The organism is Streptomyces sp. NBC_00829 (assembly GCF_045161795.1).
GTDB lineage: Bacteria > Actinomycetota > Actinomycetes > Streptomycetales > Streptomycetaceae > Streptomyces.
In genome coordinates this window covers 1,384,797-1,411,365 of record NZ_CP108867.1, presented here as the reverse complement: position 1 = coordinate 1,411,365, position 26,569 = coordinate 1,384,797, and the positions used below count along the sequence as shown (strand labels likewise).

The window sequence follows — 26,569 nt, the reverse complement described above, 5'->3', positions numbered from 1 at the left end:
CCATGACCAGGCAGCACACGGTCGTCGAGAGCCCATACGGCCCGCTGACCCTCGCGGCCACCGACGGAGTGCTCAGCGGCCTCTACATGGTCCAGCAGCGGCACCGGCCGGCCGAGGAGACCTTCGGCGACGTGGACCCCGAGCCCTTCGGCGAGACGATCCGTCAGCTCCGTGCGTACTTCTCCGGCGAGCTGAAGGACTTCGACATGCCGATGCGCCTGGAGGGCACGGCCTTCCAGCAGGGCGTGTGGAAGCTGCTACGGGAGATCCCGTACGGCGAGACACGCACGTACGGCGAACTCGCCGAAGCCCTCGGCAACCCGGGCGCCTCCCGCGCGGTGGGCCTGGCCAATGGCAGGAACCCCATCGGGATCATCGTCCCCTGCCACCGGGTGATCGGTTCGACGGGCGGTCTCACCGGATACGGCGGCGGACTCGACCGCAAGCAGCGGCTGCTCGCGTTCGAGGCCGGGGCAGGTGACGACGCGCTGTTCTGACCCGCTGTTCTGACGTCAGGGGTCCGGCCGCTTTCTCAGGCCAGCCGCTCCAGCAGCGCCGGAAGGCTTGTCCCGATCGGCTCGCGCACCAGCTCGTCGGCCTGCTCGTCGTACGGCGTCGGCTCGGCGTTCACGATCACCAGCCGGGCCCCGTGCTCGGCCGCGACACCCGCGAGCGAGGCCGCGGGCTGCACCTGAAGACTGGTGCCGACCGCGATGAACACCTCACTGGCCTTCGCGATCGCCATCGCCTCGCCCAGCACCACCGGATCGAGCCGCTGGCCGAACATCACGGTCGCCGACTTCAGGATCCCGCCGCATGCCAGGCACGGCGGGTCCTCCTCACCGGCCTCGACCCGAGCGAGCGCGTCCTCCATGGAGGAACGCGCATGGCACACGGTGCAGACGACGGACCGTGACGTGCCGTGCAGTTCGAGCACCTTGCGCCCGGGCATGCCGGCCTGCTGGTGCAGTCCGTCGACATTCTGGGTGATCACGCGGACGGCGAATCCGGGCCGCTGCTCCAGCTCGGCCACCGCACGGTGCGCGGCATTCGGCTCGGCGCGCCAGGTCGGGCTGGAGCGCCGCATCTGCCAGGAGCGGCGGCGGATCTCCGGATCGGCCATGTAGCAGTCGTACGTGACGAGCTTCTCGGCCTCCGGATCGCGCCGCCACAGGCCGTTCGGTCCGCGGTAGTCGGGGATGCCGGAGTCCGTCGAGATACCGGCGCCGCTGAGGATCGCGACGAGAGTCATGCGGCGAGCGTACGCAGCGGGAACCGCGTCGGCGAACGGATTTGGGCGGGCGCCGCGGCACGTCCGGCATGTCTGCCGGGGCTCAGGCGGGCGGCATGCCGTTCTCCAGCTCCACGGTCCCGGTGCCCCGCTCCAGTACGTCGAGCGCTTCCAGCACACGGTGACCGAGCGACCCCAGAAGGTACTCGGGGATCCGGTCCCGGGACACCAGCTGCCAGGAGTCCAGCTCCTCCTCCTGGAGCCGGATCGCCGCGAACTGCGCCTCGCTCAGCACCCCGCCGTCGTACACATAAGCGGCGATCGGGGGACGCCCCTCGCCCGCCACCCAGTCGACCGCCAGCAGTGTGCCCAGCTCGATGTCGAGGCCGATCTCCTCCAGCGTCTCCCGCCGCGCCGCCTGCCGGGGAGTCTCGCCCAGATCCGACTCGACGGTCCCGCCCGGCAGCGCCCATCCCTTGCGGTAGTTGGGCTCGACGAGCAGCACACGCCCCTCGCCGTCACGGCAGAGCACGGCGGCGCCCGCGAGGATGCGGGGGAGCGAGGCGATATAGGCGGCGTAGTCAGAAGTCGTCACTCGTCGAAGCGTAGTGGCGCGCGGATCACGCCTTCGGCGGGCGTTTGCCGAAGCGGGGGTTTGCCGAAGCAGGGGTTGTCCATGCGCCCGCGGGCCTGGTCGGCATCGCGTTCCTGATTCCGGCCGAGGGCACTGAGGGTGAACGCGACGCTGTGCTGACAGCGCAGGGTGTCCGGGTGCCGGCCCAGGAGACCCAGGTGAACGCCGTCTGCTCGCGCACGTCGAGGGTGTCCGGGGCCTCGGGCAGCTCCCGGCGCACCTGCGAGCTGTCCGACAGCGCAAGCTCCATGTACTCGGGCATCTGGCCCTTGCGCCGATCAGGGACACCCGGTGGCAGCGGTTTTGCGTCAACCTGCCGAAAGCGCCGCCAATCGCGCTGTCCGCTCGGCCAGTTCGCTGATCCGTACACCGTCGAAACCGAACACCGCACTGCGCACCCGGTCCTCCAGGGGAGCCGTCCACTGCGCCGGAACGGCCGCGGCCCCGCACAGCACGCCCGCCACCGAGCCCGCCGTCGCCCCGTTGGAGTCGGTGTCGAGTCCGCCGCGGACGGTGAGAGCGATGGTGGCGGTGAAGTCGCCGGCGCCGTACAGCAGACCCGCCGTGATCACGGCCGCATTGGGCACGGTGTGGATCCAGCCGAGTCGGCCCGTCTCCCGCTCCAGTTCGGTGAGCGTGTCGGACCAGGATGCGCCGGCCTCGTGCAGCGCGGCGGTGTGGCGCACGGCGCGGGCGAGGCGGCAGCTCGGCGGAATCACCTCCAGCGCGGCCTCGATCGCCGCCCGCGGATCGCGCACCGTGAATGCCGCGGCGATCAGGGCGGCCGCCCACATGGCGCCGTACACGCCGTTGCCCGTGTGTGAGAGGACGGCGTCACGGCGGGCGAGTGCGGCGGCGCGCCGCGGGGCGCCGGGGCAGGTCCAGCCGAAGATGTCGGCACGGATCAGGGCGCCGATCCACTCCTGGTACGGATTTTCGTGGGTGGCGGTGAGCGGCGGCCTGAGGCCGTTCACGAGATTGCGGTACGCGGCGCGCTCCGCGGTGAACGTCTGCAGGAACGGCAGCCTCAGCAGCCACTCGGCCCCCACCTGTTCGGTCGTGAAGCCGAAGCCATAGGACTCCAGGAGATGGAGGCCGACGACTGTGTAGTCGACGTCGTCGTCCCGGCAACTCCCGTGGATACGGCCCCGGACGCACTGGCGCCACTCCGGCCGCAGCTCGAAGCCGTCGGCGTCCGGCGGAGGGCCGGGGAGATAGTCCGTCAACGGCAGGGCATCGGTCCGGCGCAGATAGTCGTCGATGCGCTCACGTGTCCAGTAGTCGCCGCGTTCCACCGGTTTACCGAGCATGTTTCCTGCGACTCTGCCCAGCCATCCGCCGAGGATCCGGTCGCCGAGGTCCATGCCCTTCACACCCATACGTCCGGTTTACCGAATGGCCGGCCGAACCGCACGGTGGTCGGCGGGACCGATCGGTCGGCGTACGGGATTTCGGCGCTGCCAGGAGGCCGCCCCGCGGTGCGGACCGCCGACGGCGAACTCGGATAGGGTCGGGGCGGCGCGACTGCCTGTTCGATAGCAAGGGATAGCAAGGTGACGGACGGAGCAGTTAATCAGCCCGCGCACGTGCTCGTCGCGGCTGACAAGTTCAAGGGCTCGCTGACGGCCGTGGAGGTCGCGGAGCGGGTCACGGCAGGCCTCAAGCGGGTCGCACCCGATCTGGTGGTCGAAGCCCTGCCTGTCGCCGACGGCGGCGACGGCACGGTCGCGGCGGCGGTCGCGGCCGGGTTCGAACGCCGCGAGGTCCAGGTCACCGGGCCGCTCGGCGAGCGCCTTACGGCCGCGTACGCCCTCAGGGACGGCACCGCGGTCGTGGAAATGGCGGAGGCCTCCGGCCTTCAGCGCCTCCCCGAGGGCGTCTTCGCGCCCCTTACCTCCACGACGTACGGCTCCGGCGAGCTCCTGCGCGCCGCGCTCGACGCGGGGGTGCGCACGATCGTCTTCGGTGTCGGCGGCAGCGCGACGACGGACGGCGGCGCGGGCATGCTGGCGGCACTCGGCGCCCGCTTCCTGGACGCGGACGGCGAGCCGGTCGGGCCGGGCGGCGGCGGTCTGCTCGACCTCGCCACGGCAGACCTCTCGGCTCTGGACCCGCGCTTCAAGGACGTCGAGCTCGTCCTGGCGAGCGATGTCGACAACCCGCTGACGGGACCAGAAGGCGCGCCCGCGGTGTACGGCCCGCAGAAAGGCGCGACCCCCGAGGACGTCGCCACCCTCGACACGGCGCTGTCGCACTATGCCTCCGTCCTCGGCCCCGACCAGGCGGCCTGGCCCGGCGCGGGCGCGGCAGGCGGCATCGGTTACGGCGCGCTGATCGCCCTCGGCGCGAGCTTCCGCCCCGGCATCGAGGTCATGCTCGACGTCCTGGGCTTCGCGCCCGCCCTCGCACGGGCGACCCTTGTGATCACCGGCGAGGGCTCCCTCGACGAGCAGACCCTGCACGGCAAGGCCCCGGCGGGAGTCGCGGCGGCGGCCCGCGCCCGGAACATCGAGGTCGTGGCGGTCTGCGGCCGGCTGTCCCTGCGCCCCGGGGCTCTGGGCCGGGCGGGCATCCGCCGGGCGTACGCGCTCACGGCGCTGGAACCGGACCCGGCGAAGTGCATGGCGCAGGCGGGGCCGCTGCTGGAGCGTGCGGCCGAGGGGATCGCGCGGGACTTCCTGAGCTAGCGGTACTCCCTGAGCTGGCGGGACTTCCTGAGCTGGCGGGACTTCCTGAGCCAATCGGTGCACTGCCGGGCTCGACGTGTCCGCATAGTCCCGCCTCCGGGGCCGGGGTGGGGCCCTCCCTCACCCCAGCCGAAAGGCATCCCGTGCCAGCGTCATCTCGATCAGGTCCCGAGGGTGCGACAGTGACCGCGCTGTCAGTTGTTCCAGGCGGCGCAGGCGGTTGAATACCGTGTTCCGGCGAACTGCAGCACCAGCACCAGCACCAGCACCATCGCCAGACGCCCCGGCGACCAGGCAGGCTCCCCCGCGCCGGGAACAAGTCCGCGAACTGCCCCTCACTGAACAGCACCCCCAGCTCATCCCATCCGGATCGCCAGGCTCCCCTTCGGCAACGCCGCCCGCGCCACCCGCACCGTCTCCACCGGGATCTCACCCGGTTCCCTCGGCCGCCTCGACATCGACACCCTCCCCATACGACAACGTCGGCCTCCAAGACCACAACCAGGTCTTGAAGGCCGACGTCACGCCAGGGCCCGAACTAACCAACGGCATCCGGATCGCATCCGGGCCCTCACCTTGCGTGTTCGCTGCTCTAGGGGAGTTGAGCAGCTCTCGACTCACGGTTCTCGCGGCGGTTGCCGCGGAACGTGTTCACCCGGCGTGCCGTCGCGAACAGCGGGATCGTCGCCGCCATCACGATCTGCAGCGCGCAGCCGGTCTGGAGGAGCACCTGACCGCCCGGGGCGTCGAACGCCCACGCGGCCAGCATCCCCATCGCGGAGACGATCCAGCCGAGCATCGCCACCGCGAGAACGCCTCGCGGTTTCGGGTACTCGACCCGGCTCACCATGAGCCACGCCGTGCCGATGATCGCCAGCAGCGTCGGGATGAACGGCAGCTCAAGCAGCACGATCGAGACGACCGTGAGCGCTCCGAAGGGGCTCGGCATGCCCTGGAACATGCCGTCCTTCATGGTCACGCACGAGAATCTCGCCAGTCGCAGCACAACGGCCAGCAGCACCACGATCGCGGCCACCGCCGAGACCTTCTGCTGGGCGTCGTCCGCGACCATTCCGTACACGAGCACGAAATAGGCGGGGGCGAGCCCGAAGCTGATGAGGTCGGAGAGGTTGTCCAGCTCGGCACCCATCGGCGAGCTGCGGAGCTTGCGCGCCACGAGCCCGTCGCAGAGGTCGAAGATCGCCGCGAGCAGCATCAGGATCACGGCGGTGGCCGCGCTGTTGCGCGCCATGCCGCTCTCGTTGCTGCCCGTCAGGTGGGGGATCAGGATGCCGGTGGTCGTGAAGTACACCGCCATGAAGCCACACGTGGCGTTACCGAGCGTGAGTGTGTCCGCTATCGACAGCCGCAGAGAGAGAGGCATCTCCTCTGTGTCGTCGGCGGACTCCTCCTCGGCCTCGGCGACCCAGCCGGCCTGTGTGTCGGGATCAATCACGGTCAATTCGAGTCACCCCCGCGGTCGTGGTCTGACCGACCTCGACGGCGACGTCGACACCTTCCGGAAGGTAGATGTCAACGCGCGACCCGAATCGGATCAGACCAATGCGCTCGCCCTGCTCGACCTTCGTCCCCTGGGGGATGTACGGAACGATGCGACGGGCGACGGCACCCGCGATCTGCACCATCTCGATGTCGCCGAGCTCGGTGTCGAAGTGCCAGACAACGCGCTCGTTGTTCTCGCTCTCCTTGTTGAACGCCGGCACGAAGCCGCCGGGCACATGCTCGACGGACGTCACGGTGCCCGCGAGGGGAGCGCGGTTGACGTGAACGTTCAGCGGGCTCATGAAGATCGCGACGCGGGTGCGCCCGCCCTTCCACGGCATGATGCTCTGCACCACACCGTCGGCGGGCGAGATGACCCGGCCCTCGGCGATCTCTCGCTCGGGGTCGCGGAAGAACCACAGCATGCCCGCCGCCAGCGCGGTGGTGGGCACGGCGATGGCCGCCGCGCGCCGCGAACGGCGCGAGCGGGCCAGGCTGAGGGCGGCGGTGGCGACGGTCGGCAGAAGCCACGGCGATGCTCCGCGAGCAAGGCGTCCCTTGAGGAAGCCGTCGCGTGGTGCAGAGGTTTGGCTGTGGGGCATGGATGACCTTCGTAGCGGATGATGCCGCGCAGGCAACAGGGGGACGGCGGCTTTCGGTCGATGCTATCGGTTGCGGGCCGCAACTGGGAAAGCCGGAAGCCGAGTCCACGGCCGGAAGAAGATGACGGGGTGTGATCCTCTTCGCGGCCGAACCGACCCAAGCGCGACAATCAACCCTGGAATCGGTACTCCTCAAGCAGCCGGCGACCAATGATCATTTTCTGGATCTCAGCGGTACCTTCGCCGATCAGCAGCATCGGAGCCTCACGGTAGAGGCGCTCGATCTCGTACTCCTTGGAGAAGCCGTAACCGCCATGGATGCGGAAGGCGTCCTCGACGACTTCCTTGCAGTACTCGGAGGCGAGGTACTTCGCCATCCCTGCCTCCAGGTCGTTTCGTTCCCCGGAGTCCTTTTTGCGTGCCGCGTTCACCATCATCGCATGCGCGGCCTCGACCTTGGTAGCCATCTCGGCCAGCTTGAACTGAATCGCCTGGTGCTGAGCGATCGCCTTGCCGAACGTGTGACGCTGCTGGGCGTAGGAGACCCCCAGCTCAAAGGCACGGTGCGCGACGCCGCAGCCACGCGCGGCGACGTTGACGCGGCCGACTTCCACGCCGTCCATCATTTGGTAAAACCCTCGGCCAGTGGTGCCGCCGAGTACCCGATCGGCCGGAATGCGCAGTCCGTCCATGATGAGTTCGGTCGTGTCGACGCCCTTGTAACCCATCTTGTCGATCTTCCCGGGAATGGTGAGGCCGGGGCGGACCTCCCCGAAGCCGGGCTCCTTCTCGACGAGGAAGGTCGTCATCGACTTGTGGGGGGCCGTGCCCTGCGGGTGTCCTTCGTCACTCCGGCACAGAACGGCGACCAGGTTGGACGTTCCGCCGTTCGTCAGCCACATCTTCTGGCCGGTCAGGACGTACTCGTCGCCGTCCTTGACGCCCTTGGACGTGATCGCCGACACATCCGAGCCGAGAGCCGGCTCGGACATCGAGAACGCGCCACGGACCTCGCCCAGTGCCATCCGAGGCAGGAAGGTGTCCTTCTGCTCCTGCGTGCCGTGCTGCTTGAGCATGTACGCCACGATGAAGTGCGTGTTGATGATGCCCGAAACGGACATCCAGCCACGCGCTATCTCCTCCACGCACAGCGCGTAGGTGAGCAGCGATTCGCCCAGGCCGCCGTACTCCTCCGGAATCATCAGCCCGAACAGGCCGAGTTCCTTGAGGCCTTCGACGATCTGCGTCGGGTACTCGTCGCGGTGCTCCAGCTCGGTCGCGACCGGGATGATCTCCTTGTCGACGAAGTCCCGGACCGTGGCCAGGATTTCCTGCTGGACGTCGGTCAGCCCGTGCGTCTGGGCGAGTCGGCTCATGGCTACTTCTCCTGCGCCTTCAGTTCGGGGCGGCCGGGCTGCTCGCCGCCGCGTTCCTTGATGTACGTCTCGGTCGGGACCATCACCTTGCGCCGGAACACGCAGACGAGCGTGCCGTCCTGCTTGTAGCCCTTCGTCTCGACATAGACGATTCCGCGGTCGTTCTTCGAACGGGACGGGGTCTTGTCGAGGACGGTCGTCTCGCCGTAGAGGGTGTCGCCGTGGAAGGTGGGAGCCACATGCTTCAGCGACTCGATCTCCAGGTTGGCGATGGCCTTGCCGGAAACGTCCGGCACCGACATGCCGAGCAGAAGTGAGTAGATGTAGTTGCCCACGACGACGTTCTTGCCGAAATCGGTCGTCTTCTCCGCATAGTTGGTGTCCATGTGGAGGGGGTGGTGATTCATGGTGAGCAGACAGAAGAGGTGGTCGTCGTACTCCGTGACCGTCTTTCCGGGCCAGTGCTTGTAGACCGCGCCGACCTCGAACTCTTCGTAGGTGCGTCCGAACTGCATGACTAGGCCTCCGGAACTTCGAACTTCGAGGTGCGCCGCATGCCGGCGGCCCGGCCCTTGCCCGAGATGACCAGGGCCATCTTGCGGCTGGCCTCGTCGATCATCTCGTCGCCGAGCATCGCCGAGCCCTTCTTGCCGCCCGCCTCGGACGTGTAGTAGTCGTACGCGTCCAGGATCAGCTCGGCGTGGTCGAAGTCCTCCTGGGAGGGCGAGAAGATCTCGTTGGCTGCGGCGACCTGGTCCGGGTGGAGCACCCACTTGCCGTCGAAGCCGAGGGCGGCGGCGCGGCGCGCGACCTCCTGGTAGCCCTCCGGGTTACGGATCTGGAGGTACGGGCCGTCGATCGCCTGGAGGTTGTGCATCCGGGCGGCCATCAGAATGCGCATCAGGATGTAGTGGTACGCGTCCGCCGGATAGCCGGGCGGCTGCTCGCCCACGACCAGCGACTTCATGTTGATGGAGGCCATGAAGTCGGCCGGGCCGAAGATGATGGTCTCCACGCGCGGCGAGGCGGCGGCGATCTCGTCGACGTTCACCAGACCCTTGGCGTTCTCGATCTGCGCCTCGATACCGATCTTGCCGACCTCGAAGCCCATCGTCTTCTCGATCTGCGTCAGCAGCAGGTCCAGGGCGACGACCTGCTGGGCGTCCTGGACCTTCGGCAGCATGATGCAGTCGAGGTTCTGGCCCGCGCCCTCGACGACCGTGACGACGTCACGGTAGGTCCACTCGGTGGTCCAGTCGTTGACCCGCACGACCCTCGTCTTGCCGGTCCAGTCGCCCTCGTTCAGGAACTTGACGATGGTGTGCCGGGCCTCCGGCTTGGCGAGCGGCGCGCAGGCGTCCTCCAGGTCCAGGAAGACCTGGTCGGCCGGGAGGCCCTGGGCCTTCTCCAGGAACCGCGGGTTGCTGCCGGGCACGGCCAGGCAGGAGCGCCGCGGACGCAGGCGGTTCACGGGGGATGTCATGCGGGGACCTCCAGAGGGTCGAGCTTGTTCGCTTTCCGGATCTCGTCGACGATACGGCCGATGATCTCGGTGATGCCGAAGTCCTTCGGGGTGAAAACGGCGGCAACACCCGCCGCCATCAGTTCGGCGGCGTCGCGTGTCGGGATGATCCCGCCGACGATCACCGGAATGGGGTGGTCTCCCGGGCCGCCGGGCCCGGGGGAAACGGCCGCTCCGGCCTCGCGCAGCCGTGCCAGCACGTCCGGGACCAGCTCGGCGTGCGAGCCGGACAGGATCGACAGGCCCACACAGTGCACGTCCTCGGCGAGGGCCGCGTTGACGATCTGCTCCGGCGTGAGCCGGATGCCCTGGTAGACCACCTCGAAGCCCGCGTCGCGGGCCCGTACGGCGATCTGCTCGGCGCCGTTGGAGTGCCCGTCCAGACCGGGCTTGCCGACCAGCAGCCGCAGCCTTCCGGAGCCGAGCTCATCGGCCGTACGGGTCACCTTCTCCCGCACGATGGCCAGCGGAGTGCCCGCCTCGGCGGTCACCGCGACCGGTGCGCTGGAGACCCCGGTCGGCGCGCGGAACTCACCGAACACATCCCGCAGTGCCCAGGACCACTCGCCGGTGGTGACACCCGCACGGGCGCATTCGACCGTGGCGGCCATCAGGTTCTCGGACCCTGCCGCGGCCTTCTTCAGCGCGGCGAGCGCCTCGGTCGCCCGGGCCTCGTCGCGGTCGTCGCGCCACGCGTGGAGGCCGGCCACGACCCGGGCCTCGTTCGCCGGGTCGACCGTCATGATCGCCTCGTCCAGGTCCGCGGTGAGCGGATTGGGCTCGGTGGTCTCGAAGACGTTCACGCCGACGATCTTCTCGTCGCCCGACTCGATCCTGGCGCGCCGCTCGGCGTGCGAGGAGACCAGCTGCGACTTGAGATATCCGGACTCGACGGCCGCCATCGCGCCGCCCATCTCCTGGATCCGCGCTATCTCGGCGAGGCACTCGTGGACCAGGGTGTCCACCTTGGCCTCGATGACGTGCGAGCCCGCGAAGATGTCCTCGTACTCCAGCAGGTCGCTCTCGTGGGCCAGCACCTGCTGGATGCGCAGCGACCACTGCTGGTCCCAGGGCCGGGGCAGGCCCAGTGCCTCGTTCCAGGCGGGGAGCTGCACGGCACGCGCGCGTGCGTCCTTCGAGAGGGTCACGGCCAGCATCTCCAGGACGATGCGCTGGACGTTGTTCTCCGGCTGCGCCTCGGTGAGTCCCAGGGAGTTGACCTGGACGCCATAGCGGAAACGGCGCTGCTTGTCGTTCTCGATGCCGTACCGCTCGCGCGTGACCTGGTCCCAGATGCGGCCGAAGGCGCGCATCTTGCACATCTCCTCGATGAAGCGGACGCCCGCGTTCACGAAGAAGGAGATACGCGCGACCACATCGCCGAACTTCTCGGCGGGCACCTGGCCGGAGTCGCGGACCGCGTCCAGTACGGCGATCGCCGTGGACATCGCGTACGAGATCTCCTGGACCGGCGTGGCGCCGGCCTCCTGGAGGTGGTAGCTGCAGATGTTGATCGGGTTCCACTTGGGGATGTTGGCCACCGTGTACGTGATCATGTCGGTGGTCAGCCGGAGCGAAGGACCGGGCGGGAAGACGTGCGTCCCGCGCGACAGGTACTCCTTGACGATGTCGTTCTGGGTCGTCCCCTGGAGTTTGGTGATGTCGACGCCCTGCTCCTCGGCGACGACCTGGTAGAGCGCCAGCAGCCACATGGCGGTGGCGTTGATCGTCATCGAGGTGTTCATCTGCTCCAGGGGGATGTCCTGGAACAGCCGCCGCATGTCACCGAGGTGCGAGACGGGGACCCCGACCCGGCCCACCTCGCCGCGGGCGAGGATGTGGTCCGGGTCGTAGCCCGTCTGCGTCGGCAGATCGAAGGCGACCGACAGGCCGGTCTGGCCCTTGGCGAGGTTGTGCCGGTAGAGCTCGTTGGACGCCTCGGCGGTCGAGTGACCGGCGTAGGTCCGCATGAGCCAGGGCCGGTCCTTGTGACGCTCTGTCATCTGTGGGACCTCAGTCAGACGTTGCGGAAGCGGTTGATGGCGTCGATGTGCTTGGCGCGCAGCTCCTCGTCGCGGACGCCCAGCCCCTCGCTCGGGGCGAGGGTGAGCACGCCGACCTTGCCCTGGTGCCGGTTGCGGTGCACGTCGTACGCGGCCTGCCCGGTCTCGTCGAGCGAGTAGACCTTCGAGAGCGTGGGGTGGATCTTGCCCTTGGCGACCAGCCGGTTGGCTTCCCATGCCTCGCGGTAGTTGGCGAAGTGCGAGCCCACGATCCGCTTGAGCGACATCCACAGGTAGCGGTTGTCGTACTCGTGGTTGTAGCCGGACGTCGAGGCGCAGGTGACGATCGTGCCGCCCTTGCGGGTGACGTAGACGCTGGCGCCGAAGGTCTCGCGGCCCGGATGCTCGAAGACGATGTCCACGTCCTCGCCGCCGGTGAGTTCACGGATGCGCTTGCCGAAGCGCTTCCACTCGCGCGGGTCCTGGGTGTGCTCGTCCTTCCAGAACTTGTAGCCCTCGGCGTTGCGGTCGATGATCGCCTCGGCGCCCATCGCACGGCAGATGTCCGCCTTCCGGTCGCTGGAGACGACACAGATCGGGTTGGCGCCGCCGGCCAGCGCGAACTGGGTGGCGTACGAGCCGAGTCCGCCGCTCGCGCCCCAGATCAGGACGTTGTCGCCCTGCTTCATGCCCGCGCCGTTGCGCGAGACGAGCTGACGGTACGCGGTGGAGTTGACCAGGCCCGGAGCCGCGGCCTCCTCCCAGGACAGGTGGTCCGGTTTCGGCATCAGCTGGTTCGACTTGACCAGGGCGATCTCGGCGAGCCCGCCGAAGTTGGTCTCGAAGCCCCAGATGCGCTGCTCGGGGTCGAGCATCGTGTCGTTGTGGCCGTCCGAGGACTCCAGCTCGACCGAGAGGCAGTGGGCGACGACCTCGTCGCCCGGCTTCCACGCGTTCACGCCGGGGCCGGTGCGCAGCACGACGCCCGCCAGGTCGGAGCCGATGATGTGGTACGGCAGGTCGTGGCGCTTGGTGAGCTCGCTGAGTTTTCCGTACCGCTCCAGGAAGCCGAAGGTGGGCATCGGCTCGAAGATGGAGGTCCAGACGGAGTTGTAGTTCACCGAGCTGGCCATGACCGCGACCAGGGCTTCGCCCGGGCCGAGTTCGGGCACCGGCACGTCCTCGATATGGAGGGACTTGCGCGGGTCCTTCTCGCGGGTCTCAAGCCCGGCGAACATCTCGACCTCGTCCTTGTGCACGGTGACCGCGCGGTACGAGTCGGGCAGGGGCAGTGCGGCGAAGTCGGCGGACGTGCTGTCCGTCGACTGGATCGCGTCCAGGATTTCCTTCACGGGGTGCCTCCGGCGAAGCGCGTCTGAGGGAACGCTGAGGGGAACGTCGGTGTGCTGCTGCTGTGGAGGTGTGCCGTCGGTTCGGCGGGTGGTGCTTGGCAGCGCGGGTGTGCGCGTGAGGTTGCCTGTGACGCAGGCGTCCGGGCGAACAAACCGATGGTTTGCTGGGACAGCCGGCGTACGAAAGGTCTCTGCACGCCGGCCGCCCGGACCCCTCCAACGTATGGCACGGCGTGCCAGCTCGCAAGACACTGCGTGCCAACAGTTTCTCTCAGCTGTCATCTGCCCGGCACGTATGAGCAACACAACGGGCGCCGCCGGGGTCCCTCGGCACCGGCGATCGGCACTCCCGCGGAGCGCCGGTCCGTAGCCCCACCGCACTGCCTCAGGGGTCCGAGTGGCGACAGGATGTTCCGGGCGGCGACGCGGTGTAGCGGGACCGCTCGTTCGCACACGGGAACGCGCGATGTCCGCGTTCTCGGCCATCGGCGGCGGGCACGCGCAGCCGGTGGCCGAGAGCCGCCGCCTTACCCGTCGAGTACCGGTCCGGGCCTCAGCGCGGCAGCGGCGGCCCGCTACGGGGCCGCTCAGCCCGCCGCCCGGAGCAGGGCTACGCCCCGCACCCGACCCGCCTGCCCCCCGGACGAGGCCTCGGGCCGAGCGCACCGGAGTCCGGCGCCGGTCGCGCCTGTGCCGGACCAGGTGCAGCGCCGGGCGCCCGGGCCATGCGCTCCTTGGGCCGCGGTGCGTGTGAGCGGCTACCGCAGCAGCTCAGCCCTTGTGGTTCCCCAGGGCCTGTTCGATGGTTCGCAGCACCTCTTCCAGGGGCGCGTCCGTGCGTGACACGGTCACAAGCACGTCGCCGCCTGCCCGCGTCGCCACGGCCGCGGGCCCCGGCCGCTCGCTCTGCGCGGTACGCCCGGCGCCGATGCCCGAGCCGAAGGTGTCGCGGACGATCGCGAAGGCGTGGTCCAGCTGGGTCTCCACATCGCCCTGGCCCCCCGCCCGCAGCCAGCGGCGCAGGACGTGGTTGTGCGCGGTGACGACCGCGGACGCGGCCACCTCCGCCAGCAGCGGGTCGTCGTTGCCGTCGTGGTGGTCGCGCTCATCGAAATGGCCCAGCAGATAGCGGGTGAACAGCCGCTCGTACCGGGCCACCGAGGCGATCTCCCGCTCCCGCAGCGTGGGCACCTCACGGGTCAGGCGATAGCGCTCCACGGAGACGGCGGGCGAGGCCGCGTACATCCGCATGACCTCCTTGATGCCCCGGCACACCGTGTCCAGCGGATGCTCGTGGGCCGGAGCCGCGTTCAGCACGGCCTCGGCGCGCACCAGCGTGTCGTCGTGGTCCGGGAAGATCGCTTCTTCCTTGGAGCGGAAATGCCGGAAGAAGGTCCGTCGCGCGACCCCGGCCGCCGCCGCGATCTCGTCGACGGTCGTGGCCTCGTACCCCTTGGTGGCGAAGAGCTCCATGGCAGCCGCCGCCAGCTCGCGCCGCATTTTGAGCCGCTGCGCGGCGGCGCGACTGCCTGCGGCACTTTCCGGAGCGTCGGACGCGGCTTTGGCACGGCTGGGCTTGGCGGGCTGGGGCATGAGCTGAACGTACTGCATTCGTACAGCCGAGCGCGCCCGTGGGTGGGCTGCCGCAGCCCCGCCGGAGGCGGCGGGCGGGCCGCCCGAAGGGTCGAGCAGCCCGCCCCAGCCCGCGTCCCCGTCAGCGCCGGGCATATTCGCGGAAACCACGGCCCGTCTTGCGGCCGAGGCAGCCCGCGGCCACCAGGTGCTCCAGCAGCGGCGCCGGTGCCAGGCCCGGGTCGCGGAACTCACGGTGCAGAACCTTCTCGATGGCGAGCGAGACATCGAGCCCGACCACGTCGAGCAGTTCGAAGGGCCCCATCGGGTAGCCGCCGCCCAGCTTCATGGCGGCGTCGATGTCGTCCAGCGTGGCGTAGTGCTCCTCGACCATCTTGATCGCGTTGTTGAGGTACGGGAAGAGCAGGGCGTTGACGATGAACCCGGCCCGGTCGCCGCAGTCCACCGGGTGCTTCTTGATCTTCGTGGTCACCTCACGGACCGTGGCGTGGACCTCGTCGGAGGTCAGGACCGTACGGACCACCTCGACCAGCTTCATCGCCGGGGCCGGGTTGAAGAAGTGCATCCCGATGACGTCCTGCGGGCGCGAGGTGGCGCGGGCGCAGGCGACGACGGGCAGCGAGGAGGTGGTGGTGGCGAGCACCGCGCCCTCCTTGCAGACCTTGTCGAGAGTGGCGAAGAGCTGCTGCTTGATCTCCAGGTCCTCGGCCACCGCCTCCACGGCCAGGTCGACCTCGGTGAAGGAGTCGAGCGAACCGGCGGCCGAGACACGGCCCAGGGTCGCCTCGCGGACCTCGGCCGTCATCCGGCCCTTGTCGACGGAGCGCGAAAGCGACTTGGCGATACGGGACTTGGCGGTCTCCGCCTTCTCCAGGCTGCGCGCGGCGAGCACCACGTCGTAGCCGGCCTTGGCGAAGACCTCCGCGATTCCGCTCGCCATCGTGCCGGAACCGGCCACGCCGACCGAGCGGATCTCGCGGGTCGCGCCCGCCCTCTCGTCGGCAGACTGCGGGGTGAGGGCGTCCGCGACCAGGACGGAGGTGCCGGGGCCGGCATAGGTGTAGAAGCCGCGACCCGACTTGCGGCCGGTCAGGCCCGCCTCGCTGAGCTGCTTGAGGATGGGGGCCGGCGCGTGCAGGCGGTCACCGGACTCCGTGTACATCGCGTCCAGGACGGTCCGTGCGGTGTCGATGCCGATCAGGTCGAGCAGCGCCAGCGGGCCCATGGGCAGTCCGCAGCCGAGCTTCATGGCGGCGTCGATGTCCTCGCGGGAGGCGTACCGGGCCTCGTACATCGCGGCTGCCTGGTTGAGGTAGCCGAACAGCAGTCCGTCCGCGACGAAACCGGGCCGGTCGCCGACCTTGACGGGCTCCTTGCCGAGCTCGCGGGCGAGTGCGGTCACGGCCTCCACGGCCTGCGGGGCGGTCAGCACCGAGGCGACGACCTCGACGAGCTTCATCGCCGGGGCGGGGTTGAAGAAGTGCAGACCGAGCACGCGCTCGGGGTGCTCGGAGTCCGCGGCCAGCCGGGTCACCGAAAGTGCGTTGGTGCCGGTGGCCAGGATGGTGCCGGGACGGACGATGGAGTCCAGCGCGCGGAAGACCTGCTGCTTGGCCTCGTACGACTCGGACACGACCTCGATGACGAGGTCGGCGTCGGCGGCGGCCTGAAGGTCGGAGAAGGTGCGGAAGCGGGCCAGGATGTCGCGGCGCTCCTCCTCGCTGATCCGCTCGCGCTCGACGCCACGGGCCGTGGAGGCCTCGATCGCGGCGACGGACCGGCGGGCGGCGGCGTCGCTGATGTCGATGCCGATGACTTCGCGGCCGGCGCCGGCGAGGACCTCGGCGATGCCGGTACCCATGGTGCCGAGGCCGACAACGGCAATGGTGGTGAGAGGGGTGTCCATCGGGGGACTCCAGTGATGAGTGACGACTGATGAGGGGCGCGCGGCGGCGAGGACGCCAAGGGGCGCAGGGCGCACGGAAATTCGGCGCACCGGAAGTGCGTGTCGTGGTGCAGAGCCGACGGACTCTGTCCCGGAGCCACGTCGTACGTCATGCGAAATACCGAACCGACAAACTCCCCCGAAGCCTTGCGGCACCGGGGTCTCCCAGGCGGCTGCGTCACCAGGCCACCTGAGTCGGCGGGGGTTTCCCGCTCACTTGAGATTAACTTGCGGGTAACGAGCGCGCCAGACCTGAGCCGGTGTGATCTGTATCGCCGCGGCACGGTCTCTGCCCCTACCCTGGCCGCCATGGACGAGGAGCTACTGTCGCTGGCCCAGCGGCTGCGGGGCGAGTCGGGCGGCTCGATTGCCTATGAACGGTTACTGGCCACGGAGGACCGGGAGGAGCTGGCGGGGGTACTCATCGAAGCGGAACGGCCGCTCTGGGCGCGGGAGATCGCGGCGTTCCGGCTCGGCTGCGCGGGGGACCGGCGGGCCTTCGAGGCGCTGGTCCTGCTCCTCAACCACCGCGACCCCGCACGCTGCGTCGCGGCGGCTCATGCGCTGTCCAGGCTGTCGGACCCCCGCACCCCGCGCGCCGCGGCCGCGCTCGCCACGAACGAGCTGCGGGTCGCCTATGCCCTGGTGCCCGTACGCCTGCTCACGCGGCTGCGCGCACCCGAGTCCGTGCCGGCCCTGATCACCGTCCTCAGGCGCAGGCTCACTCCCGGTGATCCGCACTGGAGGGTGGCCCTGGCCTGCGTGGAGGGGCTGGGCGCGCTCGGCGACGGAAGGGCGGGCGACATCCTGAGGTCGGCCCGCACGCACCCCCGCCTGTCGGCGGCGGCGGAGGCATCACTGGCCCGGCTGGCACCGAGCCCGTCCCCGGGCTGAGGGCGGCCGGTCCGCAGTGTGTCGACGGGCTGGGGGCAGACGCTCCGAAGCCGTCGGCGGACTGCTGGTGGACAGGCCGCGAAGTCCTGCGCCGCGGACGCGAACCGGTCGTTCAGCCCGCGTGCGTACCACACCCCGCGCTCGTCAGCGCGCGTGCGTACCGGACCTCGGGGACCGCGACCCCGTCCACCTCGAAGGGCTCCTCCGCGCCGTCCGGAGCGAAGCCCGCCCTGGCATAGAAGCGGCGGGCCCGGCCGTTCTCCTTCAGGACCCACAGCCGCATCCGCTCGAAGCCGTCCGCCACCGCCCGCTCGGTCAGCTCGTCCAGCAACGCCCGCCCCACCCCTGTGGCGATCCGCTCGGGCAGCACATAGATCGCGTACAGCTCGCACACTCCGGGGGCCGCGTCGTCGTCGCGGCAGGGCCCGCAGCAACCCCACCCGACGACCTCGCCGTCCTGTACGGCGACCACATGGGTGATCCGCTCCTCGCCCTCGGCGAGATGGGCGCGTCGCCGTGCCGCGTCCTCTCCCACACTCATCGCGTCCAGATACGACTGGGGTATCAGCCCCGCGTAGGCGTGCCGCCAGCCCCGCACCCGCACGGTCGCGACGGCCTCGCAGTCCTCCATCGTCATCCCACGCACATGCGCCACGACGCCCATGCCGGTCAGCCCTCTTCGCCGACGAGTGCGAACGCCTCGATCTCCACGAGCAGTTCGGGCCGGATCAGCGCGGCCACCTGGACCGCCGAGCTCGCCGGGAGCAGGCCCGCGCCGAACACCTCGTCCCGGGCCTCCCGCACCCCGGCCATATGCGCCATATCGGTGACGAAGTAGGTCAGCTTGACCACATCGTCGAAGGTGGCGTCCGCAGCCGCCAGGCAGCGGCGGAGGTTCTCGAACACCTGCCGCGCCTGAGCTGCGGGATCGCCCTCGCCCACGATCGTGCCGTCCACGTCGAACGCGCACTGCCCGGATATCGCCACGAACCGCCCGTTGCCCCAGACGACATGGCTGTACTGCGGGCTGGGGGCGACGCCCGCGGGGGCCTCGACATGGGTGAGTCGCGTAGTCATGCGCTCATCCTCGCGCACGCCACTGACAATCCGCGCGGACGAGGCGCCGGGTCACCGGACGGTCGCCCCGCCCGGGTCACAGCAGGGAGAGCTGTGTGGGCTCGGGCACCACCGGAACCGGCTCCGGCGCCTCCTGCCGGGCGGGGACGCGGCGCGGCATGCCCGGCCCCGACGGGCCTATCCCGAACTCCGCTGCCAGTTCATGGACACGGCGGGTGATCCGGCGCTGATACCACTTCGGCGCGTACGCCCCCTCCGCGTACAGCCGCTCGTACCGCTGCACCAGATGCGGATGGTGCTGCCCCACCCAGGCCATGAACCACTCGCGCGCTCCCGGCCGCAGATGGAGCACGAGCGGCGTCACCGAGGTCGCCCCGGACGCGGCGATCGCCCGTACCGTCGCGCGCAACTGGTCCGGGTGGTCGCCGAGGAAGGGAATGACCGGCGCCATCAGCACCCCGCAGCCGATGCCGTTGCCGGTGAGGGTGCGCACCACGTCCAGCCTCCGCTCCGGCGACGGTGTGCCCGGCTCGACGGTGCGCCACAGCTCGCGGTCGACGAAGCCGACCGAGACGGAGATCCCGACCTCCGTCACTTCGGCCCCCTGCCGCAGCAGCGGAAGGTCGCGCAGGATCAGCGTGCCCTTCGTGAGGATCGAGAACGGATTGGCGTGGTCACGCAGCGCCGCGATGATGCCCGGCATCAGCTGGTAGCGGCCCTCCGCCCGCTGGTAGCAGTCGACATTTGTTCCCATCGCCACATGCGCGCCCTGCCACTGCCGGGAAGCGAGCTGCCGGCGGAGCAGCTCCGGGGCGTTGATCTTCACGACGATCTGGGAGTCGAAGCCGAGCCCGGTGTCGAGGCTCCGCGCCGTCTTGGCAGGGCGCCGTTCGATCCGCGATCGGTACGGATCGAGCCGCTCCAGGGGATGGGCTGACCCCGCGGGCGGAGCAGCCCGCGCAAAGGGTGCGTCTTCAACGCGCACCCTTACGGCGGAAGCCGCTCGCTCCTGTGTGACCGTTGCGGCCTTGGTCAAGCTCCCCACCTGACACGCCATGCGGCCCCGGGACATGCACAACCCGGGGCCGGTCCCAACTCCCCAGAAGGCAACCGGCCCGCCATCTCCCATCGAGACAGAGAGACGAGGACAACCCTATGACCACCCTGCCCACGAGCATCACGGCCGCCCGGAACCTGGCTGACGCGCTGCGCGACGGCCGATGGGACGACGTGCCCCGGCTCAACACGGTGTGGCAGCAGGCCGACCCGATCGGCCACACCCTGTGGCACGCCGCCGCATCGGCAGCGGCCGAGACCGGCGGCGAGATGCCGAACCCCTGCGAGTTCTGCGCCTCTTGCCGCGAGCGGGCGGCGGACGCCGAACGGTTCGTGCGCGCGAACCTGGCCACGACGACGGCTACCGCGTTCTGGTATCGCATGCAGCTCGAATCCGACCGGCGCCGCCTGACGGCGGCCACCACCCCCGCCTAGCGGCGGCGTGCCGCACGCTGGCTCGCCTTCGCCGCCGACACCGCCGCCCTCTACCTGCAACTAGCGACCAGTACCGCACCACCGAGGCGATCGAGGCGGAGGCCGACGAGACAGCACGACTGCACGCCGCGCTCGGCTACTGCTGGACAGGGCACGCTCGCGCGAGCGCGAGCGTGCCCTGTGTGGTCTGCTCAACGGATGTTCTTGGTTGGTGAGTTGGTCGGCTCGTAGCCGGGTGAGGCGCCCACGGCACCGGCCGTGCTCGCACATCGATCGCGTCACGCCCGGCGGAGAGTGGCGCGCACGGGTCAGGATCGGGTCTGAGCACTGGGTGTCGCAGTAGTTGTGGCCCGCGCCGTGCACCTGGAAGTCGTAGCGGCCGCAGGTGTCCTTGCCGTCGGCGTGCGTGAAGTCGGGCGCGCTGCACTGCCTTCCGTTGAGGCGTCGCAGGTGCGGGTCAGGCGCACGGCTGCGGCCCGGGTGACGAACGTGGAGGTGTGGGTGGGGGTGTGGTCGCTGGGCAGGGCCTGGACGCCGCGGCACGGGGCCACTGGGTCGGTGCGGCGCAGGCACGGTCCAGATCCTCGGACCTGAGTGTGGTCCCGAGAAGCTGGCCCGGACAGACCTCATAGGGAGATGCCACAGACGAGGGGCGGAACGCTGCATGTGCGTTGCATGGCGCCGACCATAACGAGCGGACGTCAGGAAATCGTCAGGGCATTCTCCGCATACGTGGCCGGGCGCCCCGCTCCTCATGACGAGACGTCCTGCGGTCGTTGTGCGCGCAACCCCAGCACTGTCATCGCGCAGCTGGCTGAACTGACCACACCTCCGTCTTCCACAACTCCACTGCATCGTCGTCGCGTTCGATCGCCGTTGCGTTCGATCGCCCTACGGGCCAAGTCGAATGCAGTGCCGCAGCAGGCCGTTCGTGCTCTTTGAGGCGCGCTGACCGATGTGCGGGAACTTGTGAGCTGTGTCTCTTACTTGTGAGTCACCTTTGTGGGCCGTGGGATTGATGCGTTGACTTGTGCGGTGTCCGGACGTTTCTCGTCATAGGGCCATTCCCACTCGCCACCACGTCGGCCTTTTCTCCCGCCGGCGTACCCCACGGAGGCACCCCTTGAACGACAGAACCGAAGTCATGCCCCCGCCCACCTTCACCCCGGGCGCCCGCCACCGGCACCGTAAGCCGAAGCAGTTCGGCCCGGGCGCCCGCCGTGCCCTGGTCCTTGCCATGGCCGTACCCGTCACGTCGGCGGTCCTTGCCGCCCCCTCGGCCTTCGCCGCCGACGAGAAGACCACAGCGACGACTCCCGAAGCAACCCCGGACACGAACGAGAGCCTCAACTCCGCCGACCAGGCGATCGCCGCGAACCTCAACACCCGCGTCGTCGACGAGCGACTGGGCGGCAACGTCAGCGGTGTGGTGCTGGACGCGAAGTCGGACGGCACCGTTTGGGACCACAACGGCGCCACCGCGCTCATGCCGGCGTCCAACACCAAGCTCGCCACCGCGACCGCCGCCCTGACCGTGCTCGGCCCGAACCACCGGTTCCAGACGAAGGCCGTATACGGCGATGGCACCCTCACTCTCGTCGGCGGCGGCGACAGGACCCTGACCAGCGCCGACCTCGCCGAAATGACGAAGGACGCGGTAGCCGGGCTGAAGGCCGCGGGCCGGACCAGTGTGAAGGTCGCCGTGGACGACAGCCTCTTCCCCGAACCGACCCTGGCCCCAGGTTGGAACGACGGCTACTACCTCGACTCCGTCGCCCCGGTCCGCGCCCTCGTCGTCGACGGACACGCCGTCACCGACACCTCCATCGACGCAGGGCAGGTCTTCGCCAAGCAACTCGCCACCCATGGCATCACCGTGGACGGCGACGTCACCCGCCGGACGGAGGAGGTCACGGACGTACCGGTGGCCCGCCACAAGTCTGCCAAGCTGTCGGACATCGTCCACCACATGATCAAGGTTAGCGACAACAACGCCGCCGAGACCCTGCTGCGGATGACCGCGCTGCGCGCCGGGCAGCCCGCCACCTTCGAGGGCGGCACGGCGGTTGTACGCGACGTGCTGAGCCGGCGCTACGGAGTGTCGCTGGAGAACTTCGAGATGTATGACGGGAGCGGCCTCTCCCGTGCCAACCGCATCCCGGCCCGGACGCTTGCGGAGATCCTCGACCTGCTGACGGAGAAGCGCTACGAACACCGTCTCCGCTCGATCCGCGACGGCCTCCCGGTCGCCGGTGAGGCAGGCAGCACTCTCGGCCCGGAGTGGGGCCGCTTCGACGACGCGAACTCGAGTTGTGCGGTCGGCAAGGTCCACGCCAAGACCGGCACCCTCACCGGCGCCACCGCACTGAGCGGCCTGACCCAGGGCAAGGACGGCCGGTGGAAGGTCTTCTCCTTCGTGGAGAACGGCTCCACGGCCAACGGCAACGCCATCAAGGACGCGATGGACGGCCTCGCCGCAACCGTGAACGGCTGCTGGACATAAACGCGCACATGCGCCCCGGGTGCGGAACCGAATTCAAGGGGTCGTTGCAACACTTGATCGGTGTCCGGCGGTCGTGAGGAGTGTATGCAGGCGCTCGGCTGAGGTTTCCCAGCCGAGCGCTTTGCCTGGTCGGCCGTTGAGTTCGGCGGCCACGGCGTCGAGGTGCCCGCGGGTGTGGACCGACAGGTCGGTGCCCTTGGGTGCCTCTGTGTTTGTCAAGCCGCCTGGGGTGGTGGCGTAGGCTCGCTTCTGGCGGGTCCGGGAAGCGACTTGTCCGAAGAGCTGGCCGCCCTGTCATGGGCTTCCGCGGGTCCTCATCCCGTGGCTGGCCAGGGAGTTGGGATCGTTGTCCCCGGTATCGGTAGCGCGTCGTGCCTGCCTTCGCCGGATTGAACAGTGATCGTTCCTCCGAGGCCGGCCACCACACACCGCCCTTGTAATAGCGGCGGCGCAGGCCCTTCCAGCCGGACCGGCGGTGTTTGCGGCGCAACCATCGGCCGACCTGCTGCCATGTGTAGAAGCTCAGGTAGCCGAAGGCGGCGCTGGACACGCTCTGGCGCCGTGAGTGGCGGGAGCATGGTCAAGGCGGTGTCCGCTGAAGGGTTCGCCTGGGCGCCCAAGGCTGAGCGAGGCGCAAATGGCATGTCTTGAGCGGGAGTTGGAGCGTGGTCCGCTCGCTCACGGGTGGGCGGACCAGCGGTGGACGCTGGCGCGTGAAGACGTTGATCGGGCGGTTGTTCCACGTCGGTTGCACGGTGGAGGGGACATGGCGGCTGCTGAAGCGCCATGGCTGGTCGTGGCAGCAGCCGGCCCGTAGGGCGGTCGAGCGGGACGACGAGGCGGTCGAGTTGTGGAAGAAGGAGGTGTGGCCGCGGGTAAAAGCACGGCGGCGGTCCGCGGGGCCTGGATCGTCTGCGAGGACGAGGCCAGTCTGTCGCTGAGGCCGCCACGGGCCAGGACCTGGGGCCGGGTCGGCCGGACGCCAGTGGTCCGGGTGCGGGGCCGGGGTTCCGGACGTGTCTTCATGGCCGGAATGACGTGCTTCAAGAACGGGGAGCGTTCACGGCTGGTCTACAGTTTCCGCGTCCATCGAGGACGCAAGGGCGAGCCCAGGGGTTTCACCTGGCAGGACTACCGCGACCTGATCGTGCGGGAGTCGGCTTGGTCATCGAGTGGCTGCTGCCATGATCCGGCGTGTGCTGCGCCGTTCTGGTCTACCGCCCGCGCCGCAGCGTGCATCCCAAGCAGACCTGGCGTGCATTTCTCCGTTCCCAGGCCCACACGCTGCTCGCGGATTCCTGGACCAGGGCGAGGTCACCGGCGTTCAGCGTCCACGGACGCAGGGTGAAGCGGTCGCCGGCGCGCGGCTCCGGCATGGCCGGCACGCTGTCCATGGCCATTTCCTCCGGCTTGGTGTGCGCGGGGGCACGGCGCCCCGCCCGCCCGGTTCCGCTACGACGCTTGTCAGCCCTCGCTGACCAGCTTGAACTGCAGAAACTCGGCCAACCCTTCGGTACCGCCCTCAGATCCGTAACCACTCAGTTTCACGCCGCCGAAGGGCGTCTCCGGCCCCGCGAGCTTGAAATGATTGATCGCGAGCATGCCTGTTTCGACATCTTCGGCCAATCTGTGGGCCGTGTCCAAGGCGGTCGTGAAGGCATAGGCGCCCAATCCGAAGGGGAGTCGGTTGGCCGCCTCTATCGCATTCTCGACTGTGTCGAAGGGGCTGAAGAGCGCCAGTGGGCCGAACGGCTCTTCGAGCATCGCCCGTGACATCGGGTCGACATCCTGTAGGACCGTCGGCTCCCAGAAGTTGCCCGTGCCCGCGATGGATTGGCCGCCGGCCCGCACTTTCGCCCCGCGGCCGACCGCGTCCTCTACGAGGGATGTGATGGCCGCGGCGCGCCGAGCGTTGGCGAGGGGCCCCATCTGGACAGTCCTGTCCAGGCCGTCGCCGACCTTCACCGTCGCTGCGCCTTCGGCGAAACGGCGGACGACCTTGTCGTACACGCCTTCCTGTACGTAGAAGCGGGTCGGATTGATACATGTCTGGCCGGCGTTGCGATACTTGGCGGCCACCCCCGAAGCGATCAGCTTGTCGAGATCGGCGTCTTCGAAGACCAGGACCGGAGCGTGCCCGCCCAGCTCCATGGTTACCGGCTTCACTCCCTCGGCGGCGAGAGAAGCGATCTGCCGACCCACTGACGTGGATCCCGTGAATGTCGCCTTACGGATGACCTCGGACCTGACAAGGTGCGCGGAAATGTGATCCGGGACGCCGAACACGACGGACAGGGCGCCATCGGGCAGTCCGGCATCGATCAGCGCCTGCGTCAGCGCCAGCGCGGCGGCAGGTGTCTCTTCCGCCGGCTTGAGAACACAAGTACAGCCGACCGCTAGTATCGCCCCGACCTTGCGGGCGGCGATGGTCATGGGAAAGTTCCACGGTGTGAAAGCCGCTACTGGTCCGACAGGTTGACGCAGCACCAGATCTCGCCGACCGGCCACGCGGGAAGGTACAACACGTCCGTAGGCGCGCCGAGCCTCCTCTGCGAACCATTCGAGAATGGTCGCCGACTGCTGGACTTCGTCCATCGACTCGGCCAGCGGCTTGCCCTGCTCCAGCGTTATCAACCGGCCGATGTCGCTCGCGCGCCCCCGCAACAGATCTGCCGCACGCTTCAAGACCGTCGCGCGGGCGTCGACCGGGGTCCGTCGCCATGATGGAAACGCGTCGGATGCCGCCTGCAGTGCCTCATCGAGGTCATCACTGGTGGCGATGGGCACCCCAGCCAGGACAGAGCCGGTGGCAGGATTGAGTACCTCGAGGGTCTCGCGCTCGCCCGCGTAGACGCGACGGCCGGCGATGTACAGCCATAGGTCCTGATAGTCCACCTGAGCCTACTTCCCTGTGGGTCCGCTGGGCGTGTTCGCGGCTGCGCCGCTTCATGTCTGCCGCGGGCTGACGAATGTTAGCCGCGGGCACGGAAGCGAGGTCATCCCTTCGTTCTACTGCCGACCGCCGCAAGATCGCCTAGAGTATGACACTCACAACGATGAAATGTCAACGAAATGGGCGTGCTGATGTCGGTAAGGGATCGTCGAGGCGGCCTGGGCGCTTTCCCATACCGCGCACCCCGCGGTGCGGAGCTCGGAGGGAAGCTGTGCGCGTCGGTATGCGACGAGCCGACCTCGGCGCAGTCGTCGCCGACCGCCGCCGTCGTGCCGCTCGCGAAGCGGTGCGGCTTACCCGCGTGTGCCGTTGGGCGGACCATGGCGCGTCCGGCTTGGGCCGGCCGGGCCTCGGATCCGCCTCGCCTCTCACCGGTCGGCAGACGCCTGACCTGCTCAGTCACCCTTTCGTGACGGGGGACCGGAGAAGCGGGAACGGCCGGTCCCTGAGTGGACGGGCACCGGCTGACCTACCGGAGCGGCGGTTCCATGTGCGAGAAGCATGTCTCCCCGGACCCGGCGGCCGTAGCGCGCGGTCCGAAAACCGTGGCCACGGCAGTGGTGGATACGGGAGGATTGCTGGTGGCCTGGAGCCCTCGCGCTGAGCATCTGCTGGGGTACGCGGCACACGAGGTACTGCGAACTCCGGCGGCTTGCCTGCTCGCCTCGCCCGCGCCGGACTCCACGGTGCTGAAGCAGCTTGCCGCGGGTTGCCAAGCGCGGCGGGTGGTCCTGCGTCATCGTGACGGCGGTCTGCTGCCGATGGTGGTGTCGGCAACCCCTCTGATCCCCGAGAGCGGGATGCAGTGGCTCCTGTGGGCTGAACCGGACGGAGAGCCGGGGGAGGACTACCGCCACGCGCTCATCGACTCGCTGCTGCAGGATGCCCCCATTGCCGTCGGCGTCTACGACTCCGAGCAGCGCTGCGTCGTGCAGAACGCGGAGCTGCGGCGGATGTCGGGCCTGGCGGACGACCAGCGCCTGGGCCGGACCACGAATGAGTCGCTTCCCGGGCTCGATCGCCGGGCCGTCGAACAGCGGCAGCGCCAGGTGCTGGAGTTCGGGCGACCGCGCACGGATGAGGTCCGTGGAACCACCCCGTCGGACCCCGTGCGCGTTTCCGTTGCGGAACGCGGCGGGCGAGACGTTCGCGGTGGGGAAGGTGGTCCTGGATGTCACCGACCGGGTTCGGGCACGTGAGCGG

At 69.3% G+C, this 26,569-nt stretch carries 25 protein-coding genes and 3 pseudogenes; 7 read left to right on the top strand and 21 right to left on the bottom strand.

Going from position 1 to position 26,569, the window contains the following annotated elements; all coding sequences use genetic code 11:
* The first annotated feature begins 2 nt into the window (after window positions 1–2).
* Window positions 3–497, top strand: coding sequence for a methylated-DNA--[protein]-cysteine S-methyltransferase (locus tag OG293_RS06085; protein ID WP_405997727.1), 495 nt, complete (start codon window positions 3–5; stop codon window positions 495–497).
* Between the two features lie 35 nt (window positions 498–532).
* Here OG293_RS06085 and OG293_RS06080 read toward each other — a convergent pair whose 3' ends face one another.
* From OG293_RS06080 to OG293_RS06065, 4 genes are all read right to left on the bottom strand, one after another.
* Window positions 533–1,252 carry an SIR2 family NAD-dependent protein deacylase gene (locus OG293_RS06080; protein ID WP_405997726.1) on the bottom strand — a complete coding sequence of 240 codons (720 nt, stop codon included), beginning with the start codon at window positions 1,250–1,252 and terminating at the stop codon, window positions 533–535.
* Between the two features lie 82 nt (window positions 1,253–1,334).
* The gene (locus OG293_RS06075) at window positions 1,335–1,826 is read right to left on the bottom strand and encodes an NUDIX domain-containing protein (protein WP_405997725.1); all 492 of its coding nucleotides are present in this window, start codon (window positions 1,824–1,826) and stop codon (window positions 1,335–1,337) included.
* A 25-nt stretch (window positions 1,827–1,851) separates the two neighbouring features.
* Window positions 1,852–2,127 (bottom strand): hypothetical protein, encoded by a 276-nt coding sequence (locus tag OG293_RS06070; protein WP_405997724.1) that lies wholly within the window; start codon window positions 2,125–2,127, stop codon window positions 1,852–1,854.
* A gap of 46 nt (window positions 2,128–2,173) precedes the next feature.
* Window positions 2,174–3,244: an ADP-ribosylglycohydrolase family protein gene (locus OG293_RS06065; protein WP_405997723.1), complete on the bottom strand. Its 1,071-nt coding sequence runs from the start codon at window positions 3,242–3,244 to the stop codon at window positions 2,174–2,176.
* 174 nt (window positions 3,245–3,418) lie between these two features.
* Here OG293_RS06065 and OG293_RS06060 point away from each other — a divergent pair, with 174 nt between their 5' ends.
* The gene (locus OG293_RS06060; RefSeq protein WP_405997722.1) at window positions 3,419–4,552 is read left to right on the top strand and encodes a glycerate kinase; all 1,134 of its coding nucleotides are present in this window, start codon (window positions 3,419–3,421) and stop codon (window positions 4,550–4,552) included.
* Between the two features lie 120 nt (window positions 4,553–4,672).
* On the opposite strand, the pseudogene OG293_RS06055 reads toward OG293_RS06060, so the two are convergent.
* The 11 genes and pseudogenes from OG293_RS06055 to OG293_RS06005 all read right to left on the bottom strand — a co-directional run.
* Window positions 4,673–4,792 (bottom strand): annotated as a pseudogene (locus OG293_RS06055) (helix-turn-helix domain-containing protein); the annotation flags it as partial.
* Window positions 4,793–4,800: 8 nt separating this feature from the next.
* Window positions 4,801–5,010: pseudogene (locus OG293_RS06050) on the bottom strand (IS5/IS1182 family transposase); the annotation flags it as partial.
* Between the two features lie 134 nt (window positions 5,011–5,144).
* Window positions 5,145–6,008 (bottom strand): CDP-diacylglycerol--serine O-phosphatidyltransferase, encoded by an 864-nt coding sequence (gene pssA, locus OG293_RS06045; protein ID WP_406003516.1) that lies wholly within the window; start codon window positions 6,006–6,008, stop codon window positions 5,145–5,147.
* A complete protein-coding gene (locus OG293_RS06040) occupies window positions 6,001–6,657 on the bottom strand; it encodes a phosphatidylserine decarboxylase (protein ID WP_405997721.1) in 657 nt (218 codons plus the stop codon). Before OG293_RS06040 ends, pssA begins: the two co-directional genes overlap by 8 nt.
* A 170-nt stretch (window positions 6,658–6,827) precedes the next feature.
* Window positions 6,828–8,033, bottom strand: a complete 1,206-nt coding sequence (locus tag OG293_RS06035; RefSeq protein ID WP_405997720.1) for an acyl-CoA dehydrogenase family protein — start codon at window positions 8,031–8,033, stop codon at window positions 6,828–6,830.
* 2 nt (window positions 8,034–8,035) lie between these two features.
* Complete coding sequence (locus tag OG293_RS06030) at window positions 8,036–8,548, bottom strand: MaoC family dehydratase (RefSeq protein WP_405997719.1); 513 nt, start codon at window positions 8,546–8,548, stop codon at window positions 8,036–8,038.
* Between the two features lie 2 nt (window positions 8,549–8,550).
* Window positions 8,551–9,516, bottom strand: a complete 966-nt coding sequence (locus OG293_RS06025; RefSeq protein WP_405997718.1) for an HpcH/HpaI aldolase/citrate lyase family protein — start codon at window positions 9,514–9,516, stop codon at window positions 8,551–8,553.
* Window positions 9,513–11,558: a protein meaA gene (locus OG293_RS06020; RefSeq protein WP_405997717.1), complete on the bottom strand. Its 2,046-nt coding sequence runs from the start codon at window positions 11,556–11,558 to the stop codon at window positions 9,513–9,515. The genes OG293_RS06025 and OG293_RS06020 overlap by 4 nt, the downstream gene beginning before the upstream one ends.
* 14 nt (window positions 11,559–11,572) lie before the next feature.
* On the bottom strand, window positions 11,573–12,910 hold the full coding sequence (gene ccrA / locus OG293_RS06015) for a crotonyl-CoA carboxylase/reductase (protein ID WP_405997716.1): 1,338 nt from the start codon (window positions 12,908–12,910) through the stop codon (window positions 11,573–11,575).
* Between the two features lie 771 nt (window positions 12,911–13,681).
* A complete protein-coding gene (locus tag OG293_RS06010; protein ID WP_406003515.1) occupies window positions 13,682–14,521 on the bottom strand; it encodes a TetR family transcriptional regulator in 840 nt (279 codons plus the stop codon).
* A gap of 103 nt (window positions 14,522–14,624) precedes the next feature.
* Window positions 14,625–16,409 carry a 3-hydroxyacyl-CoA dehydrogenase family protein gene (locus OG293_RS06005; RefSeq protein ID WP_405997715.1) on the bottom strand — a complete coding sequence of 595 codons (1,785 nt, stop codon included), beginning with the start codon at window positions 16,407–16,409 and terminating at the stop codon, window positions 14,625–14,627.
* Between the two features lie 348 nt (window positions 16,410–16,757).
* On the opposite strand from OG293_RS06005, the gene OG293_RS06000 reads away from it, so the two are divergent.
* Window positions 16,758–17,342: an adenylosuccinate lyase gene (locus OG293_RS06000; protein ID WP_405997714.1), complete on the top strand. Its 585-nt coding sequence runs from the start codon at window positions 16,758–16,760 to the stop codon at window positions 17,340–17,342.
* Between the two features lie 112 nt (window positions 17,343–17,454).
* On the opposite strand, the gene OG293_RS05995 is transcribed toward OG293_RS06000, so the two are convergent.
* The 3 genes from OG293_RS05995 to OG293_RS05985 form a co-directional block, all read right to left on the bottom strand.
* A complete protein-coding gene (locus OG293_RS05995) occupies window positions 17,455–18,006 on the bottom strand; it encodes a GNAT family N-acetyltransferase (protein WP_405997713.1) in 552 nt (183 codons plus the stop codon).
* 5 nt (window positions 18,007–18,011) lie between these two features.
* A complete protein-coding gene (locus OG293_RS05990; RefSeq protein ID WP_405997712.1) occupies window positions 18,012–18,419 on the bottom strand; it encodes a RidA family protein in 408 nt (135 codons plus the stop codon).
* 76 nt (window positions 18,420–18,495) lie between these two features.
* The gene (locus OG293_RS05985; RefSeq protein WP_405997711.1) at window positions 18,496–19,455 is read right to left on the bottom strand and encodes a radical SAM protein; all 960 of its coding nucleotides are present in this window, start codon (window positions 19,453–19,455) and stop codon (window positions 18,496–18,498) included.
* Between the two features lie 119 nt (window positions 19,456–19,574).
* On the opposite strand from OG293_RS05985, the gene OG293_RS05980 reads away from it, so the two are divergent.
* Both OG293_RS05980 and dacB read left to right on the top strand, forming a co-directional pair.
* The gene (locus tag OG293_RS05980) at window positions 19,575–19,910 is read left to right on the top strand and encodes a hypothetical protein (protein WP_405997710.1); all 336 of its coding nucleotides are present in this window, start codon (window positions 19,575–19,577) and stop codon (window positions 19,908–19,910) included.
* A 1,144-nt stretch (window positions 19,911–21,054) separates the two neighbouring features.
* Window positions 21,055–22,413, top strand: a complete 1,359-nt coding sequence (gene dacB / locus OG293_RS05975) for a D-alanyl-D-alanine carboxypeptidase/D-alanyl-D-alanine-endopeptidase (protein ID WP_406003514.1) — start codon at window positions 21,055–21,057, stop codon at window positions 22,411–22,413.
* Window positions 22,414–22,446: 33 nt separating this feature from the next.
* Here the strand turns inward: dacB and OG293_RS05970 are convergent.
* Window positions 22,447–22,617: pseudogene (locus OG293_RS05970) on the bottom strand (IS30 family transposase); the annotation flags it as partial.
* A gap of 461 nt (window positions 22,618–23,078) precedes the next feature.
* On the opposite strand from OG293_RS05970, the gene OG293_RS05965 reads away from it, so the two are divergent.
* The gene (locus tag OG293_RS05965; protein WP_405997709.1) at window positions 23,079–23,354 is read left to right on the top strand and encodes a winged helix-turn-helix domain-containing protein; all 276 of its coding nucleotides are present in this window, start codon (window positions 23,079–23,081) and stop codon (window positions 23,352–23,354) included.
* Window positions 23,355–23,627: 273 nt separating this feature from the next.
* Here OG293_RS05965 and OG293_RS05960 read toward each other — a convergent pair whose 3' ends face one another.
* Window positions 23,628–23,807 (bottom strand): hypothetical protein, encoded by a 180-nt coding sequence (locus OG293_RS05960; protein WP_405997708.1) that lies wholly within the window; start codon window positions 23,805–23,807, stop codon window positions 23,628–23,630.
* Between the two features lie 70 nt (window positions 23,808–23,877).
* Window positions 23,878–25,308, bottom strand: a complete 1,431-nt coding sequence (locus OG293_RS05955; RefSeq protein ID WP_405997707.1) for an NAD-dependent succinate-semialdehyde dehydrogenase — start codon at window positions 25,306–25,308, stop codon at window positions 23,878–23,880.
* A gap of 546 nt (window positions 25,309–25,854) precedes the next feature.
* Here OG293_RS05955 and OG293_RS05950 point away from each other — a divergent pair.
* The gene (locus OG293_RS05950; RefSeq protein WP_405997706.1) at window positions 25,855–26,565 is read left to right on the top strand and encodes a PAS domain S-box protein; all 711 of its coding nucleotides are present in this window, start codon (window positions 25,855–25,857) and stop codon (window positions 26,563–26,565) included.
* The last annotated feature ends 4 nt before the right edge of the window (window positions 26,566–26,569 follow it).